Origin of the sequence: Pseudomonas sp. LD120 (assembly GCF_009861525.1) — a bacterium.
Lineage (GTDB): Bacteria > Pseudomonadota > Gammaproteobacteria > Pseudomonadales > Pseudomonadaceae > Aquipseudomonas.
The window spans coordinates 1,131,636-1,148,659 of sequence record NZ_WVHL01000005.1 but is presented as its reverse complement, the minus strand read 5'-3'; the positions used below and the strand labels follow the sequence as shown (position 1 = coordinate 1,148,659).

At 58.1% G+C, this 17,024-nt stretch carries 13 protein-coding genes and 3 tRNA genes; 1 reads left to right on the top strand and 15 read right to left on the bottom strand.

The features are described from left to right. Positions 1 to 27: 27 nt before the first annotated feature. Entirely contained in the window at positions 28 to 2,157 is a 2,130-nt protein-coding gene (locus PLD_RS19525) for a TonB-dependent siderophore receptor (protein WP_159895570.1), read from the top strand. Positions 2,158 to 2,301: 144 nt separating this feature from the next. Here the strand turns inward: PLD_RS19525 and PLD_RS19520 are convergent. The 15 genes from PLD_RS19520 to ftsH all read right to left on the bottom strand — a co-directional run bounded on the left by PLD_RS19520 (position 2,302) and on the right by ftsH (position 16,933). Further along, positions 2,302 to 2,377 (bottom strand) — tRNA-Thr (locus PLD_RS19520). A 119-nt stretch (positions 2,378 to 2,496) separates the two neighbouring features. After that, complete coding sequence (gene pnp, locus PLD_RS19515) at positions 2,497 to 4,602, bottom strand: polyribonucleotide nucleotidyltransferase (RefSeq protein ID WP_159895568.1); 2,106 nt, start codon at positions 4,600 to 4,602, stop codon at positions 2,497 to 2,499. A gap of 197 nt (positions 4,603 to 4,799) precedes the next feature. After that, positions 4,800 to 5,069, bottom strand: coding sequence for a 30S ribosomal protein S15 (gene rpsO, locus PLD_RS19510; RefSeq protein WP_011059205.1), 270 nt, complete (start codon positions 5,067 to 5,069; stop codon positions 4,800 to 4,802). Between the two features lie 115 nt (positions 5,070 to 5,184). Continuing rightward, the gene (gene truB, locus PLD_RS19505) at positions 5,185 to 6,102 is read right to left on the bottom strand and encodes a tRNA pseudouridine(55) synthase TruB (protein WP_159895566.1); all 918 of its coding nucleotides are present in this window, start codon (positions 6,100 to 6,102) and stop codon (positions 5,185 to 5,187) included. A 3-nt stretch (positions 6,103 to 6,105) separates the two neighbouring features. After that, complete coding sequence (rbfA, locus tag PLD_RS19500; RefSeq protein ID WP_159895564.1) at positions 6,106 to 6,507, bottom strand: 30S ribosome-binding factor RbfA; 402 nt, start codon at positions 6,505 to 6,507, stop codon at positions 6,106 to 6,108. A gap of 159 nt (positions 6,508 to 6,666) precedes the next feature. Further along, positions 6,667 to 9,171 carry a translation initiation factor IF-2 gene (gene infB / locus PLD_RS19495; protein ID WP_159895562.1) on the bottom strand — a complete coding sequence of 835 codons (2,505 nt, stop codon included), beginning with the start codon at positions 9,169 to 9,171 and terminating at the stop codon, positions 6,667 to 6,669. A 27-nt stretch (positions 9,172 to 9,198) separates the two neighbouring features. Next, the gene (gene nusA, locus PLD_RS19490; protein WP_159895560.1) at positions 9,199 to 10,680 is read right to left on the bottom strand and encodes a transcription termination factor NusA; all 1,482 of its coding nucleotides are present in this window, start codon (positions 10,678 to 10,680) and stop codon (positions 9,199 to 9,201) included. A gap of 47 nt (positions 10,681 to 10,727) precedes the next feature. Beyond that, positions 10,728 to 11,186 carry a ribosome maturation factor RimP gene (gene rimP / locus PLD_RS19485; protein ID WP_159895558.1) on the bottom strand — a complete coding sequence of 153 codons (459 nt, stop codon included), beginning with the start codon at positions 11,184 to 11,186 and terminating at the stop codon, positions 10,728 to 10,730. Positions 11,187 to 11,316: 130 nt separating this feature from the next. Next, positions 11,317 to 11,393: transfer RNA gene (locus tag PLD_RS19480), tRNA-Met, on the bottom strand. 96 nt (positions 11,394 to 11,489) lie between these two features. Further along, positions 11,490 to 11,575: transfer RNA gene (locus tag PLD_RS19475), tRNA-Leu, on the bottom strand. Positions 11,576 to 11,604: 29 nt separating this feature from the next. Then, the gene (gene secG, locus PLD_RS19470; RefSeq protein ID WP_159898176.1) at positions 11,605 to 11,988 is read right to left on the bottom strand and encodes a preprotein translocase subunit SecG; all 384 of its coding nucleotides are present in this window, start codon (positions 11,986 to 11,988) and stop codon (positions 11,605 to 11,607) included. 4 nt (positions 11,989 to 11,992) lie between these two features. After that, positions 11,993 to 12,748 (bottom strand): triose-phosphate isomerase, encoded by a 756-nt coding sequence (tpiA, locus tag PLD_RS19465; protein ID WP_159895556.1) that lies wholly within the window; start codon positions 12,746 to 12,748, stop codon positions 11,993 to 11,995. 66 nt (positions 12,749 to 12,814) lie between these two features. Next, positions 12,815 to 14,152 (bottom strand): phosphoglucosamine mutase, encoded by a 1,338-nt coding sequence (gene glmM / locus PLD_RS19460; protein WP_159895554.1) that lies wholly within the window; start codon positions 14,150 to 14,152, stop codon positions 12,815 to 12,817. 16 nt (positions 14,153 to 14,168) lie between these two features. Next, positions 14,169 to 15,020, bottom strand: a complete 852-nt coding sequence (gene folP / locus PLD_RS19455) for a dihydropteroate synthase (protein ID WP_159895552.1) — start codon at positions 15,018 to 15,020, stop codon at positions 14,169 to 14,171. A gap of 8 nt (positions 15,021 to 15,028) precedes the next feature. Then, entirely contained in the window at positions 15,029 to 16,933 is a 1,905-nt protein-coding gene (ftsH, locus tag PLD_RS19450; protein ID WP_159898175.1) for an ATP-dependent zinc metalloprotease FtsH, read from the bottom strand. Between the last annotated feature and the right edge of the window lie 91 nt (positions 16,934 to 17,024).

Genomic DNA, 17,024 nt, shown 5'->3' with positions numbered 1-17,024 from the left:
CTCCTACTCGCTCGTTGGGCTTAACTAATGCGCTCCGTGATCACTTCTCTGTGCCTGCTTCAAGCCATTCCTTCACTTGCCCTGGCTGCTGAAATGCCGACCTCTACCGGCAACGTTGAACTTGAAGTCCTCAACATCAATACCCAGGCAAGTGATTACGAGCGTGCCGATGGGCCTGTGGAGGGCTATCGTGCCACGCGCTCGGCTTCAGCCACGCGCACCGACACCTCGCTTCACGAGACGCCGCAGTCGATCAGCGTAGTGCCCAGAGACGTGCTGGAGGACCTCGGTGCCACCCGCCTGCAGGACGCGCTCGATTACGCCGGTGGTGTGGGCCGGGCCAACAATTTCGGCGGCCAGGGCCTGACCAACTTCACTGTGCGCGGTTTTACCACCGGTGAGTTCTATCGCAATGGTTTCCCGGTCAACCGGGGCTATCCCAACGCGCCGGATGCCAATACGGTCGAGCGCCTCGAAGTAATACGCGGGCCCAATACCGCGCTGTATGGCCGTGGCGATCCCGGCGGCACCTTCAACGTGGTCAGCAAGCAACCGCTGCCCGAACAACGGGTCACCCTGGGCAGCCAGTTCGATGACCAGGGCATGCATCGTGCGACACTCGATGCTGGCGGCCCGCTCAACCAGGAAGGCTCGCTGGCCTATCGCCTGAACCTGCTGGGCGAAGGCGGCGACAGCTTCCGCGACCATGTCCAGGGCGAGCGCTATGACGTCGCCCAGGTGCTCAGCTGGCAGGTCAATGACGACACCAAGGTTATCTTCGAAGGTGACTTCATGCGCAACAACCGCCCACTGGACCGAGGCCTGCCGCGCTATGCCACTCAGACCGGCAGCCTGTCCAGCGCTACCAATCTTTGGGAGAAAGGCCGCGACAACCTCCTGCACAACGATAACAACATGGCCCAACTGCGCTTCGAACATCAGCTCAACGACAGCTGGACGCTGGGCGGTGGTTTCCAGTTCCTCGACGGCTCAATGAAGGGCAATGCCGTGGAAGCCAATGGCGCGCCGACCGATGGCCGCACGCTGCAGCGCAACTTCAACTACCGCAAGCTGGAGTGGACCGACCGTGACTGGCAGCTCAACCTGACGGGGTATTTCGATACCGGCAGCTTGAGCCACACCCTGCTGACTGGCGTCGAATACGAGAACTACGACTACAACTCGATCATCCAGAGATCCTCGGCCGCGGCAGGCACCTACCCGATCGATATCTATCAGCCGGTGCTTGGCCAGCCGCGCCCTGCGCTGACCCGCAACACCACCTGGGACAAGGAAAACCTGCAGACCTGGGCGGTCTTCATCCAGGACCAGGTAGCACTGACCGATCGCCTCAAGGCGCTGGCGGCGCTGCGCTTTGAGCGCTTCGAGCATGACTATGACAACAAGCTCAACAATGCAGGCGATTTCACCCAGGCCGAGAACGGCGTCACCCCGCGCCTGGGCCTAACGTACGACCTGACCGATACCGTGGCGGTCTACGCCAACACCGCACGTTCGTTCAAACCCAACAGCGGCGCCGCGGCCAACGGCGGTGGATTCGATCCAGAGAAAGGCACATCGTATGAGGTGGGTGTCAAATGGGATGCCTTGGATCGACAGCTGACAGTCGATGCAGCCCTCTATCACATCGTCAAGGAAAACGTCCTCACCCTGGACCCCGCCAACCCAAGCTACAGCCTAGCTGCCGGCCAGGTGCGCAGCCGCGGGCTGGACCTGAACGTCACAGGTAACATCACGCCTGAGTGGAAAGTCATCGGCGGCTATGCCTACGTCAATGCCGAGGTGACCAAGGACAATCGCCTGCCCAGCGGTACACGCCTGGCCAACATTCCGCGCAACAGCTTCAGCCTCATCAACACCTACGAGTTCCAGAATGGCTTCGCTAAAGGGCTGGGCCTGGGCTTGGGCCTGAAGTACGTCGATGACCGCAAGGGCCAGACAGAAACAGTCACCTACAGCATGGACCGCTATAGCGTGATCGACCTGCTCAGCTACTACCAGGTCAACGAGCACGTGCGCCTGAACCTGGACCTCAAGAACCTGTTCAACAAGGGCTATGACGAAGCAGCCTGGAACAACTATGTCTATCCAGGTTCGCCACGTACGGTGCAAGCCGGTGTCGCTTATACATTCTGATGAAGGGGGGGCACGTTACATCAGGCACTCACAGCATAAGCGCCAGGATGAAACCCAACGGCAGCGTTTGAAGCAAGAAGCCCGGGCTAGACGGGCCTCTAAAGGTGTTCATGCCACTGCCTGGCACGGCATGAATCCATCGACTGGTGCCGGAGACAGGAGTCGAACCTGCGACCTTCGCGTTACGAGTGCGCTGCTCTACCGACTGAGCTACACCAGCGTGGGCTAAAACCTAGCACCAGTCCCCTGGGCCGACAACCAAGAAGCTTTTAGCGCAGGTAGCAAAACGCCCCGAACCAGTCGGGGCGTTTGCTTGTTCAGCGCCAGGCTAAAGGGCGATTAAACGCCCGAAGCTTTGGCTGCTGCCACGTCTTTGATGGACAGCTTGATACGGCCGCGGTTGTCCACGTCCAGTACCAGTACTTCCACTTCCTGACCTTCCTTCAGAATGTCGGTGACTTTCTCAACGCGAGCATCGCTCAGCATGGAAATGTGCACCAGACCGTCCTTGCCCGGCAGGATGTTGACGAAGGCGCCGAAGTCGACGATGCGCTCAACCTTGCCGATGTAGATCTTGCCGATCTCGGCTTCCGCGGTGATGCCCAGAACGCGCTGGCGCGCGGCCTCTGCAGCTTCCTTGGTTTCGCCGAAGATCTTGATCGAACCGTCGTCTTCGATGTCGATCGAAGCCTTGGTTTCTTCGCAGATCGCGCGGATGGTGGCGCCACCTTTACCGATGACGTCACGGATCTTGTCGGTGTCGATCTTCATCGCGATCATGGTCGGAGCGTTGGCCGACAGTTCGGTACGGGACTGACCGATGATCTGGTTCATCTGGCCGAGGATGTTCAGGCGAGCTTCCAGGGCCTGACCCAGGGCGATCTCCATGATTTCTTCGGTGATACCTTTGATCTTGATGTCCATCTGCAGTGCGGTGACGCCTTTGGCGGTACCGGCTACTTTGAAGTCCATGTCGCCCAGGTGGTCTTCGTCACCCAGGATGTCGGTCAGGACGGCGAACTTCTCGCCCTCTTTAACCAGGCCCATGGCGATACCGGCAACCGGTGCCTTCATCGGTACACCCGCGTCCATCAGCGCCAGGGAAGCACCGCACACGGAAGCCATGGAGCTGGAACCGTTGGATTCGGTGATTTCCGATACTACGCGGATGGTGTAAGGGAACACGTCGGCGGCTGGCAGCATGGCCTGGACCGAACGACGGGCCAGACGGCCGTGACCGATTTCACGACGGCCCGCGCCGCCCATGCGACCACACTCGCCCACCGAGAACGGAGGGAAGTTGTAGTGCAGCATGAAGGGGTCTTTTTTCTCGCCTTCCAGGGTGTCCAGCAGTTGTGCGTCGCGGGCAGTACCCAGGGTCGCAACCACCAGGGCCTGGGTTTCGCCACGGGTGAACAGGGCCGAACCGTGAGTCTTCGGCAGTACGCCGACTTCGATGTTCAGCGGACGTACAGTGCGGGTGTCGCGGCCGTCGATACGTGGCTTGCCGTTGACGATGTTTTCGCGAACGGTGCGGTATTCGATCTCGCCGAAAGCGGCTTTGACGTCAGAGGCAGAAGGCTGGCCTTCTTCACCGGAGAGCTTGGCGACAACCTGGTCTTTCAACTCGCCCAGGCGCGCATAACGGTCGGCCTTGACGGTGATGGTGTAAGCCTGGGAGATGGCTTCGCCGAACTCGGCACGGATAGCGCCCAGCAGTTCGGTGGCTTCTGGGGCAGCGGCCCAGTCCCAGGTCGGCTTGGCAGCTTCGGCGGCCAGCTCTTTGACAGCCTTGATCACCGACTGGAATTCGTCGTGGGCGAACAGTACCGCGCCCAGCATCTGGTCTTCGGTCAGCTCTTTGGCTTCCGACTCAACCATCAGCACGGCTTCTTCGGTACCGGCCACGACCATGTCCAGGCTCGAAGCAGCCAGTTGCTCGTAGGTCGGGTTCAGCAGGTAGCCGGTGCTTTCGTGGAAAGCCACGCGAGCGGCGCCGATCGGGCCGTCGAAAGGAATGCCGGAGATCGCCAGGGCAGCCGAGGTACCGATCATCGCAGCGATGTCCGGATCGGTCTTCTTGCTGGTGGAAACCACGGTGCAGACAACCTGCACTTCGTTCATGAAGCCTTCTGGGAACAGAGGGCGGATCGGACGGTCGATCAGACGCGAGGTCAGGGTTTCTTTCTCGGAAGGACGGCCTTCACGCTTGAAGAAACCGCCAGGGATCTTACCGGCAGCGTAAGTCTTTTCCTGGTAGTGAACAGACAGAGGGAAGAAGCCCTTGCCTGGATCGGCTTGCTTGGCGCCAACCACGGTCACCAATACGCTGACGTCGTCGTCAACGGTGACCAATACTGCGCCGGAGGCCTGACGGGCGATACGGCCAGTCTCGAGGGTTACGGTCGACTGACCGAACTGGAATTTTTTGATTACCGGGTTCACGGTGTCCTACCTTCTTTGTGGCTCTTGGGGAAACTGGTTTCTTGCGAAATTCTTGGGCAATGCGGGGAATCGGCCCAGCCTTGATTGTCCAGGTAAAACGGTGCAGCAGATAAAACTTGAGGCTGGGAGCCTGCCATACGCCGGCGGAAAAACCGCTGACGCATGGCAAACAACCAACCTCATAGCGCAATCGCTGATTAGCGACGCAGACCCAGACGACCGATCAGGGTGCTGTAACGGCTCAGGTCTTTGCCTTTCAGGTAGTCCAGCAGCTTACGACGCTGGTTTACCATGCGGATCAGGCCACGACGGGAGTGGTGGTCTTTACCGTTGGCTTTGAAGTGACCTTGCAATTTGTTGATGTTGGCGGTCAGCAGTGCAACTTGCACTTCTGGCGAACCAGTGTCACCAACAGCTTGCTGGTAGTCGGTTACGATCTGAGCTTTTTCTTCAACGCTGAGTGCCATGTGGGCAATCCTTATATCAGGAAACTGTTCAAGAACAGTTTCAACAGGCCAGGGACAAATCCCTGTATCTATAAATGAGTAGTGACCGTGCCTGTTAACAGCCACCCTCGTCCGGTCATTCTGACCGAATCAGTCGACGCGGCGCGATGCGCCCGTCTTCGCTCACTTCACCGATACCGATAAAGCGACCGTTGTGATCTTGTACCCGCACCATCCCGAACTTCGGTGCATCCGGGGCACGTACCGGCTGGCCATTGAGCCAATAGAACGCACTGTGCTCCGAGAACTGCAGCAGCGGCCAATCCAGCAGGCCGCTGTCCGATGGCATCAAAAAGCGATCTACCGCTTCGTTGCCACCCTCGGCGTGCACTGCTTCAAGCTCCTCCAGGGTGACCGTCTGGGCCAGACTGAAAGGTCCGGCCTGGGTCCGGCGCAGTTCTGCGACGTAAGCACCGCAGCCCAATTTTTCGCCGATATCTTCCACCAGGGTGCGGATATAGGTGCCTTTGCTGCAGTCCACCGCCAGGCGCGCAGTGTCGCCTTCAAAGGCGAGTAATTCCAAGCGCGCAATAGTAACAGAACGCGGTTCGCGCTCCACCACTTCCCCTGCACGAGCCAGTTTATAGAGGGGCTGCCCATCGCGCTTGAGGGCGGAGTACATCGGCGGTATCTGTTTGATTTCGCCGCGAAACTCCGGCAATACCGCTTCGATATCGGCACGACCAACGGTCACCTCGCGCGTCAGCAAAACTTCGCCTTCAGCGTCCGCGGTGGTGGTGGTCTTGCCCAACTGCATCAGGGTTTCATAACCCTTGTCGGAATCGAGCAGGTATTGCGAGAACTTGGTGGCCTCACCAAAGCACAACGGTAGAACGCCGGTGGCCAGGGGGTCGAGACTGCCGGTGTGACCGGCCTTCTCGGCATTGAGCAACCAGCGGACCTTCTGAAGAGCCGCGTTGGAGGTGAAACCCAGCGGCTTATCCAGGAGGATGATGCCGCTGACGTTACGACGAATACGCTTGACCTGAGCCACCGCTTACTCCTTGGCGTCTTCAGGGGCTGGCGTGTCGCCGTGCTGGCTGTCTTCAGCCACCGCACGTTCAATCAAAGCCGACAGGTGCGCCCCGCGGGCCACGCTTTCGTCGTAATGGAAATGCAGTTGCGGCACGCTGCGCAGCTTCATTTCGCGAGCCAGCTGCATGCGCAGGAAACCTGCAGCCGAGTTCAGCGCCTTGATGCTCTGAGCGATTTCTTCGGCGTTTTCCTGGCCCATCACGGTGATGAAAATCTTCGCGTGACCGACGTCACGACTGACTTCCACGGCGGTGATGGTCACCAGGCCGACGCGTGGATCCTTGACTTCACGACGGATCAGTTGCGCCAGTTCGCGCTGCATCTGATCACCGATGCGTTGGGTACGGCTGTATTCTTTTGCCATGTCTTGTTACCTGTTACTGCCTCACGGTGAAACCCGTGTGGTCTGAAAGCGGCAAACGCCCGGCCTGACAGAAGCCAGACCGGGCGTTGCGTTTAGAGGCCGCTGACGGCGCCGTGCATTTGCATGCGATCGGCCCGCAGGGCTCTTGAAGTGCGCGAGTTAGAGGCTGCGAGCAACCTGGACCTTCTCGAAGACTTCGATCTTGTCGCCGACTTTGACGTCGTTGTAGCTCTTCACGCCGATACCGCATTCCATGCCGGCACGCACTTCGGAGGCGTCATCCTTGAAGCGGCGCAGGGATTCCAGCTCGCCTTCGAAGATAACGATGTCTTCACGCAGTACGCGGATCGGACGATTACGGTGCACGACACCTTCGATGACCATGCAACCGGCAATCGCGCCAAACTTCGGCGAGCGGAACACGTCGCGAACTTCGGCAACACCCAGGATGTTCTCCCGAACGTCGCTGCCCAACATACCGGTCAGGGCTTTCTTGACGTCTTCGATGATGTCGTAGATCACGTTGTAGTAACGCATATCCAGACCTTCCTGCTCGACGATCTTACGGGCGCCAGCATCGGCACGCACGTTGAAGCCGAACAGTACTGCGTTGGAGGCCAGTGCCAGGTTGGCGTCGCTTTCGGTGATACCACCGACGCCGCCACCCACTACGCGCACTTGCACTTCGTCGTTGCCCAGGCCATTCAGAGCACCTTGCAGAGCTTCCAACGAACCACGGACGTCGGATTTGAGGACGATGTTGAGCGTCTTCTTCTCTTCCTGGCCCATGTTTTCGAAGATGTTTTCCAGCTTGCCAGCGTGAGCACGGGCCAACTTGACTTCGCGGAACTTGCCTTGACGGAACAGCGCCACTTCACGGGCCTTCTTCTCGTCGGCCACTACGCTCATCTCGTCGCCAGCGTCCGGCGTACCGTCCAGGCCGAGAATCTCGACCGGAATGGCAGGACCGGCTTCCTTGATTGGCTTGCCGTTCTCGTCGAGCATGGCCCGCACGCGGCCGTAGTTCGAGCCGACCAGCACCATGTCGCCTTGACGCAGCGTACCGTCCTGAACCAGTACGGTAGCTACCGGGCCACGGCCCTTGTCGAGACGGGATTCGACCACGACGCCACGGCCAGGGGCCGAAGGAGTCGCTTTAAGTTCCAGTACTTCGGCCTGCAGCAGCACCGCTTCCAGCAGGTCATCGACGCCGGTACCCATTTTCGCGGAAACCGGTACGAACGGCGTATCGCCACCCCAATCTTCCGAGGTCACGCCGTGAACCGACAGCTCACTGCGGATACGGTCCAGATCGGCGCCTGGCTTGTCGATCTTGTTCACCGCAACAACCAATGGAACACCAGCCGCTACCGCGTGCTGAACAGCTTCAATGGTCTGCGGCATTACGCCGTCGTCCGCCGCGACCACCAGGATCACGATGTCGGTAGCCTTGGCACCACGAGCACGCATGGCGGTAAACGCGGCGTGACCTGGGGTGTCGAGGAAGGTGACCATGCCACGCTCGGTTTCTACGTGGTAGGCACCGATGTGCTGGGTGATACCACCGGCTTCACCCGCGGCCACTTTGGCGCGACGGATGTAGTCCAGCAGCGAGGTCTTACCGTGGTCAACGTGACCCATTACGGTCACGACCGGCGCACGGGCAACCGCTTCACCTTCGAACTTCAGGGACTCGGCCAGGGAATCTTCCAGGGCCGTGTCGCTGACCAGGGTCACTTTATGGCCCAGCTCTTCAGCAACCAGCTGGGCAGTTTCCTGATCCAGCACCTGGTTGATGGTGGCTGGAGTGCCCAGCTTGAACATGAACTTGATGACTTCAGCAGCCTTGACCGACATCTGTTGGGCCAGTTCGCCCACGGTGATGGTCTCGCCGATTTGCACGTCACGTACCACTGGCCCGGTTGGGCTCTGGAAACCGTGAGCGTTGCGTTTCTTCAGCTTGGCCTTGCCGCGACCACCACGACGGAAGCCATCGCTTTCTTCGTCGGTGGTACGTGGCGCAACCCGAGGCGCCGGCGCCTTTTCCTTGACCGAAGCGCGATGTGGAGCGTTTTTGCGCTCGCCATCACCGCTGCGACGGTTGTCGTCGTTGCGAGGCTTATCTGGACGGCGCGGCTCATCTTTCTTGCGCTCAGCAACAGGTGCCGGAGCCGCTACCGGAGCTTCCCGTACAGTTTCAACAGCGGCAGGCGCTGGTGCTTGCGCGGCAACAGGCTCAGCAACCGGAGCAGGCTGGCGACGCGCTTCTTCTTCGGCGCGACGCTTGGCTTCTTCTTCAGCCTTTTGACGGGCAGCATTTTCTACTGCGCGACGCTCTTCCAGCTCACGTTGACGCTCGGCTTCGATTTCTTCCGGGCTGCGCTGTACGAAGACTTTCTTCTTGCGCACTTCAACGCTGATGCTCTTGCTACCAGCAACACGCAGGGTGCTGGTGGTCTTGCGCTGCAATGTAATCTTGCGTGGTTCTTCCACTTTCGCCTTGTGGCTGCTTTTCAAGTGAGTCAGCAACGATTGCTTCTCACTGTCGCTCACATGTTCCTCGGCGGCGGTGTGCGGCAGACCTGCCTCACGCATCTGCTGCAGCAGGCGTTCTACCGGTGTTTTGACCTCATCGGCCAGTTGTTTCACCGTGACTTGCGTCATGCACTTCTCTCCTCAGGCCGCGCCTAATTACTCGAACCAATGGGCTCGGGCGGCCATGATCAACTTGCCGGCACGATCATCGTCAATGCCGTCGATGTCGAGCAGGTCGTCAATAGACTGCTCGGCCAGGTCTTCGCGGGTAATTACGCCGCGCACCGCCAGTTCCATCGCCAAATCCTTGTCCATACCCTCAAGCGAGAGCAGGTCTTCGGCCGGATGGGCGTCTGCCAGCTTTTCCTCAGTAGCGATGGCTTTAGTCAACAAGCGATCCTTGGCCCGAGCGCGAAGCTCGTTGACGATGTCTTCGTCAAAGCCGTCGATGTTGAGCATTTCTTCCAGCGGTACGTAGGCAATCTCTTCCAGGCTGGTGAAGCCTTCATCAACCAGAACCTGTGCCAGTTCTTCATCGACTTCCAGCTCATCGATGAAATTGCGCAGGATGTCGCCGGTTTCTGCTTGCTGCTTGGCCTGGATGTCCGATTCGGTCATCACGTTCAGGGTCCAGCCAGTCAATTGGCTGGCCAGACGCACGTTCTGACCACCGCGACCGATGGCCTGAGCCAGATTGTCTGCGCCAACGGCGATGTCCATAGCATGGGCATCTTCGTCAACGATAATTGCCGCGACTTCAGCCGGCGACATGGCATTGATCACGAACTGCGCCGGGTTCTCATCCCAAAGGACGATATCCACACGCTCGCCGCCCAACTCACCGGAAACGGCCTGGACGCGCGAACCACGCATACCAATGCACGCGCCCTGCGGGTCGATGCGCTTGTCTTTGGAACGGACTGCGATCTTGGCCCGCGAACCCGGATCACGGGAAGCGGCCATTACTTCGATCAGGCCTTCGGCAATTTCCGGCACCTCGATCCGGAACAGCTCGATCAGCATTTCCGGCGCGGTACGCGACAGGATCAGCTGCGGGCCGCGGTTCTCGGTGCGGATTTCCTTGAGCAGCGCACGCAGACGCACGCCCACTCGGAAAGTCTCACGGGAGATGATGTCTTCGCGGGCCAGCAACGCTTCAGCGTTGTTACCCAAGTCGACGATCACGTTGTCACGCGTCACTTTTTTCACGGTGCCGGAGATGATCTCCCCCAGACGCTCGCGATAGGCATCGACCACCTGTGCACGCTCGGCTTCACGAACTTTCTGCACGATGACCTGCTTGGCGGTCTGAGCAGCGATGCGGCCGAATTCGATAGATTCGATTTTTTCTTCGATCACATCACCGACTTTAGCGTCGGGATGGGTCTCGTGAGCCTTGCTCAGCCAGGTTTCCACCGCTGGATCATCCAGATCGGCTTCGTCCACCACCGTCCAGCGACGGAAAGTTTCGTAAGAACCGGTGTGGCGATTGATTTCCACACGCAGGTCCACTTCGTCTTCGAAACGCTTTTTGGTAGCCGTGGCCAGAGCCAGCTCCAACGCTTCAAAAATCACGCTTGCCGGTACACCCTTTTCATTGGATACCGACTCAACAACCAGCAGTACTTCTTTGCTCATCGTACGCCTCGCCTTTCGCAAGCCATTGGATCCGCGGGATCCGCGTCTCAGTCAAAACTGGGAATAATGTTGGCCTTGTCGATCATATCGATCGGCAATAGGAACTCGTGGTCTTCCACCTGCACCACAACGTCCTGCTCCTCCACCCCGCGGAGAAGGCCCTGAAAATTACGCCGACCTTCGAAGGGCGAGCGCAGCTTGATCTTCACTTGCTCACCGACATACTTGGCAAACTGTTCAAGGGTGAACAGCGGGCGTTCCATGCCAGGAGAGGACACTTCTAGGGTGTACTCAACGGAGATCGGATCTTCTACGTCAAGAACACCACTGATCTGACGGCTGACGATGGCGCAATCATCCACCAGCACACCGCCTTCTTTGTCGATATAAACGCGCAACAATGAGTGGCGACCCTGAGCCGAAAACTCAATACCCCAGCATTCATAGCCAAGGGCCACGACCACCGGGGCCAACAAGGCCTGCAACTGTTCTAGCTTGCTCGACACCTGAACCCCCTCGTGCATGCTTGTGCAAATAAAAAATGGGCGAAACGCCCATCCCGGAAACGCCGTTGAATAGCGGCGCTGTAAAGTGTCCAGCTAACAAAAAGCCCCTGAAAAGGGGCTCCGCTAAAACTGGTTGCGGGGGCCGGATTTGAACCGACGACCTTCGGGTTATGAGCCCGACGAGCTACCAGACTGCTCCACCCCGCGACAAAGCTGGGGCGGAAGTATACGACTGATCCCTTTTTGGGTCAATGTAACCTTCCACCTACAAGAAAGCCCGCGACGGCGGGCTCTCCTGATAATTGGTACCGAGAAGGGGACTCGAACCCCTACACCCTATGGGCACAACCACCTCAAGGTTGCGTGTCTACCAATTCCACCACCTCGGCATAGACTACGTTACTGCGCAAAACCCTTCTTACTTTTGCTCTGGAGCTGGAGGTACGTCAGTCGCATTAGTTGCCGACTTTTGCTCTTGGAGCACCGGGACATCATCAGAAGCCGGTTGTTGCTTTGGAACTTCAAGCACCGCTGGATCTGGCAAACCTACTTGAGTCAGCTGATGAGCTTTCTCTTTAGCAAAGTAACCTAACCCCAAGCTGGTTATGAAGAAACCGGCGGCAAGTATAGCAGTAAACTTACTAAGAAAGGTAGAGGAACCTTGGCTTCCGAACACAGTATTTGAAGCACCTGCACCGAAAGACGCGCCAGCATCGGCACCCTTACCCTGCTGCAGCAAAACCAGAGCAACTACGCCCAGGGCACCCAGCAGATGAAAAACGACTACGACTGTTTCCAGCATTTTTTCAGTTTCCCGCGGCGCGACAAATCGCACCGAACTCATCTGCATTCAGGGAAGCTCCACCAATGAGCCCCCCATCGATATCCGGCATGCCGAACAGTTCGACCGCATTGGCCGCCTTCACGCTGCCGCCGTATAGAAGCCGCACACCTCGTGCCACTTCAGAATTTTCTGCCGCTAACTGAGCGCGAATGGCTGCATGCACATCCTGCGCCTGCTGCGGCGTCGCAGTCAGTCCAGTACCAATGGCCCAGACTGGCTCATAAGCGATAACAGCATTGGCGAATGCGCCAACACCCAACTCTTCGATGATACTGCCCAGCTGACGCCCGACAACCTCAAGAGTCTTCCCCGCCTCGCGCTGCTCAAGGGTCTCCCCCACACACAGAACCGGCTTTAAGCCACAGGCCTGCGCTGCTGCGAACTTGCGATTGAGAGTCGCGTCACGCTCACCCATGATAAGGCGGCGCTCGGAGTGCCCAACCAGCACCAGGGAACAACCTACGTCCACCAACTGACTCGGGGCGACTTCACCCGTCAACGCGCCCTGCATCGGCTCCACCGCCGAGTTCTGCGCGCCAACCTGAATCGACTTACCTTTCAGACCGTCAACCACTTGATTGATATACAAGCAAGGGGGGAATACCGCGACATCAACACCGCTTGGCAAGGCCAAATGACGAAGGCCATTGATCAGCTCAGCGACGCTGGCGCGGGTACCGTGCATCTTCCAGTTACCAGCTACCATAGGGCGACGCATGCTGTACCTCGTCGGTCAAAGTGGGCGCAGATGTTACCCAACCAAAACAACACTGGCAAGCCGAAATCAGGCAGAAACTTCAGCAACCAGTTTTGCCAACTCATCAGCATAGGCACGAACCTGGGTCTCGTCGGCACCTTCGACCATCACTCGCACCAAAGGCTCAGTCCCGGACTTACGCAACAAGACCCGGCCACGACCTGCCATAGCGCCAGTAACACGCTCACAGGCCTCTTTAACCGCTGGGTGCTCAACCGGGCTATCACCCCCGCCAAAACGCACATTGATCAACACCTGGGGACACTTGCGCAACCCCTGGCGAGATTGAGCCAGGCTTTCATCCCGACTCTTAAGCGCCATCAACACCTGGAGCGCAGCAATGATTGCATCACCTGTAGTGGCATGACGGAAGCACACGATGTGGCCGGAGTTCTCCCCTCCCACCAACCAGTTACGCTCCATCAACTCGGCAATTACATAACGGTCGCCGACATTTGCCCTGACAAATGGAATACCCAGATCAGCAAGCGCCAACTCCAGTCCCAAGTTGCTCATTAGCGTGCCGACTACGCCGCCCTGGAGCTTACCGCGCTCATGCAGGTCCCGCGCGATAATGAACAGCAGCTCGTCACCATCAACAACTGCGCCAGTCTGATCGACCATCAATACTCGGTCACCATCGCCATCAAAGGCGATACCCAAGTCTGCATGCTCGGCCAGAACAGCAGCCTGCAACTGCTCCATATGGGTCGAACCGCAGTTGTCATTAATGTTCAACCCGTTGGGCTGCGCAGACAATACAGTGACTTGCGCGCCCAATTCTCGAAACACACTCGGCGCCACCTTATAGGTCGCGCCGTGAGCGCAGTCGAGAACAATTTTCAAGCCAGCAAAACTGGTGCTGGATGGCACACTACTCTTACAGAACTCGATATAGCGTCCTGATGCATCGTTGATCCGTGACACCTTACCGAGCTTGCTCGACTCCACCACGGTCATCGGCGCATCCAGCAACTCTTCGATCATCAACTCAACATCGTCGGGCAACTTGGTGCCCTGCCCCGAAAAGAACTTGATGCCGTTATCATCATGGGGATTGTGCGAGGCACTGATGACAATCCCAGCCTCGGCATGAAAGGTTCGCGTCAGATAGGCAATCGCCGGAGTCGGCATCGGCCCCAGCAGCAGGACATCCGCGCCTGCAGCAGACAGCCCCGCCTCCAGAGCCGACTCAAACATGTATCCGGAGATGCGCGTGTCCTTGCCCACCAACACGCGGCAAGCGCCCATGCTACGAAAAGCCATGCCTGCAGCCCAACCCAGCTTGAGCATGAAGTCAGGAGTAATCGGGAATTCGCCCACACGACCACGGATACCGTCGGTGCCAAAGTATTTCTTAGTCATAAGTACTCCATCATTCTTATTCAGCGGATTCCACTGCCGCAATCATTCGCACCACATCCACTGTCTCGGCGACATCATGGACACGGATAATTTTCGCCCCCTTGGTCACCGCCAGGGCCGCGAGTGCCAGACTGCCATGCAATCGCTCAGCGACCGGCCTATTCAATACCTGACCAATCATGCTTTTGCGCGAGACACCAACCAATAAAGGTCGCCCCAGGCCATGCAAGACCTCCATATGCCTGAACAGGCTCAGGTTATGTTGCAGGGTCTTGGCAAAGCCAAACCCGGGATCCAGAACAATCCGCTCAGCACCGATCCCCACCGCCGCACACGCAGCCATGCGCTCAGCTAAAAAGCCAGCAACTTCCTGGGTAACATTCTGGTAGTGCGGGTTGTCTTGCATGTCACCCGGCTCGCCGAGCATATGCATCAGGCACACCGGCAAACCAGTAGCCGCCGCAGCGTCCAGCGCCCCATCACGGCGCAGCGAACGCACGTCGTTGATCAACCCTGCGCCAAGGCGAGCGGTTTCACGCATCACTGCTGGCGTGGAGGTATCAACCGAAATGATCACATCCAATTCGCGATGAATTCGCTCGACGACAGGGGCCACGCGCTCCAACTCTTCCACCGGCGATACTGCGCGAGCCCCCGGACGAGTTGACTCGCCACCGATATCGATCAGCGTAGCCCCCGCCAAGACCATAGCCTCTGCATGCCGCAAGGCGACATCAAGCTGACTGAAGCGGCCACCATCAGAAAAGGAGTCAGGGGTTACGTTCAAAATACCCATGACATGCGCACGGGCCAAATCAAGAACCCGGTTGCCGCAAGGCAACCGGGTAGAGGAAGGGACAGAAGTCATCTAAAACCTTAGTGGTCGGCAGCAGGGCCGCCAATGGGTGTTTCCGGACGCTCGTTCTGCACGACTGGTGGAGGAGTACCCGAACCACCCTCCCAATCACGAGGCTCACGTGGAGTGCGGCCCGCCATGATGTCGTCGATCTGATCAGCATCAATGGTTTCGTACTTCATTAAAGCGTCCGCCATGGCATCCAGCTTGTCGCGGTTGTCCGTCAGGATCTGTTTAGCGGTGCCATAGCACTGATCGATGATGCTGCGCACCTCGGAGTCGATCAGCTTCGCCGTTTCAGCGGACAAGCTAGCGTGCTGACTGCCAGCGCTGCGACCCAGGAACACTTCGCCCTCTTCTTCCGCGTACATCAGCGGACCAAGCTTTTCGGACAACCCCCACTTGGTCACCATGTTCCGAGCGATCTGACTGGCACGCATGATGTCGTTAGAAGCACCTGTGGTCACACCATCAAAGCCCAGAGTCATCTCTTCGGCGATACGACCGCCATAAAGCGAACAGATCTGGCTAATCAAGGCCCGCTTGGACAAGCTGTAACGATCCTCTTCCGGTAGGAACATCGTGACCCCCAATGCCCGACCGCGAGGAATGATCGACACCTTGTAAACCGGATCGTGCTCAGGCACGACACGCCCCACAATGGCGTGACCAGCCTCGTGGTACGCCGTGTTCTGCTTTTCTTTCTCGGACATGACCATGGATTTGCGCTCGGCGCCCATCATGATCTTGTCTTTGGCCAGCTCAAATTCCTTCATCTCGACAATGCGCTTGCCGGTACGCGCGGCAAACAACGAGGCTTCGTTCACCAGGTTAGCCAAATCCGCACCGGAGAACCCCGGAGTACCGCGAGCGATCACCGCCGGCACCACGTCTTCGCCCATTGGCACTTTGCGCATGTGCACTTTGAGAATCTGTTCACGACCGCGAATATCCGGCAAGCCAACCACAACCTGACGGTCGAAACGACCAGGGCGCAGCAGCGCAGGGTCGAGCACGTCAGGACGGTTGGTAGCAGCAATAACAATAATGCCGTCGTTCATTTCAAAGCCGTCCATCTCAACCAGCAACTGGTTGAGAGTCTGCTCGCGTTCATCATGACCGCCACCCATTCCAGCACCACGGTGACGACCGACAGCATCGATTTCATCGATGAAAATGATGCAAGGAGCGTGCTTCTTGGCCTGTTCAAACATGTCACGAACACGGCTGGCGCCAACACCCACGAACATTTCGACGAAGTCGGAACCGGAAATGGTGAAGAATGGCACCTTGGCTTCACCCGCAATGGCCTTGGCCAGCAGAGTCTTACCAGTACCCGGCGGCCCCACCATCAGCACACCGCGAGGAATACGACCGCCCAGGCGCTGAAACTTACCCGGGTCGCGCAGGAACTCAACCAGCTCACCCACTTCTTCCTTGGCCTCGTCGCAACCTGCAACGTCAGCCAGCGTGGTTTTCACTTGATCTTCTGACAGTAGGCGCGCCTTACTCTTGCCAAAACTCATCGGCCCGCCCTTACCGCCGGCACCGCCTTGCATCTGCCGCATGAAGAACATGAAGACAGCGATAATTACCAAGATTGGAAAGCTGGCGACCAACAACTGAGTCCAAATGCTCTGTTGCTCTGGCTGCTTGCCTTCGACCACAACATGGTTATCCACCAGGTCGCCGATCAGACCGTTATCCTGGATCGCGGGACGGATAGTCTTGAAGCTATCACCATCATTGCGCTTGCCGGTAATCACGTAGCCGTCAACGGCCACGCGCTCAACCTTGCCATCCTTAACTTGCTGGATGAAGTCGGAATAGTTGAGGGTCTGCGGCTCGTTAGGGCTGGAGAAGTTGTTCATCACCGTCACCAGGACAGCCGCGATGATCAACCAAAGGATCAAATTCTTTGCCATGTCGTTCAATTAACTACCCTCTGAAGCAAGCTCCGCTGCTGGCGCGCGCTTCGCATGATATTCACCGGCCTAACTTACTACATTACCTACA

Bases quoted from the DNA above. Each gene is read 5' to 3' on its own strand.
- PLD_RS19525 (WP_159895570.1), top strand. From the start codon at position 28: ATGCGCTCCGTGATCACTTCTCTGTGCCTGCTTCAAGCCATTCCTTCA.
- rpsO (WP_011059205.1), bottom strand. From the start codon at position 5,069: ATGGCACTCAGCGTTGAAGAAAAAGCTCAGATCGTAACCGACTACCAG.
- rbfA (WP_159895564.1), bottom strand. From the start codon at position 6,507: ATGGCAAAAGAATACAGCCGTACCCAACGCATCGGTGATCAGATGCAG.
- infB (WP_159895562.1), bottom strand. From the start codon at position 9,171: ATGACGCAAGTCACGGTGAAACAACTGGCCGATGAGGTCAAAACACCG.
- nusA (WP_159895560.1), bottom strand. From the start codon at position 10,680: ATGAGCAAAGAAGTACTGCTGGTTGTTGAGTCGGTATCCAATGAAAAG.
- secG (WP_159898176.1), bottom strand. From the start codon at position 11,988: ATGCTGGAAACAGTCGTAGTCGTTTTTCATCTGCTGGGTGCCCTGGGC.
- tpiA (WP_159895556.1), bottom strand. From the start codon at position 12,748: ATGCGTCGCCCTATGGTAGCTGGTAACTGGAAGATGCACGGTACCCGC.
- glmM (WP_159895554.1), bottom strand. From the start codon at position 14,152: ATGACTAAGAAATACTTTGGCACCGACGGTATCCGTGGTCGTGTGGGC.
- folP (WP_159895552.1), bottom strand. From the start codon at position 15,020: ATGACTTCTGTCCCTTCCTCTACCCGGTTGCCTTGCGGCAACCGGGTT.
- ftsH (WP_159898175.1), bottom strand. From the start codon at position 16,933: ATGGCAAAGAATTTGATCCTTTGGTTGATCATCGCGGCTGTCCTGGTG.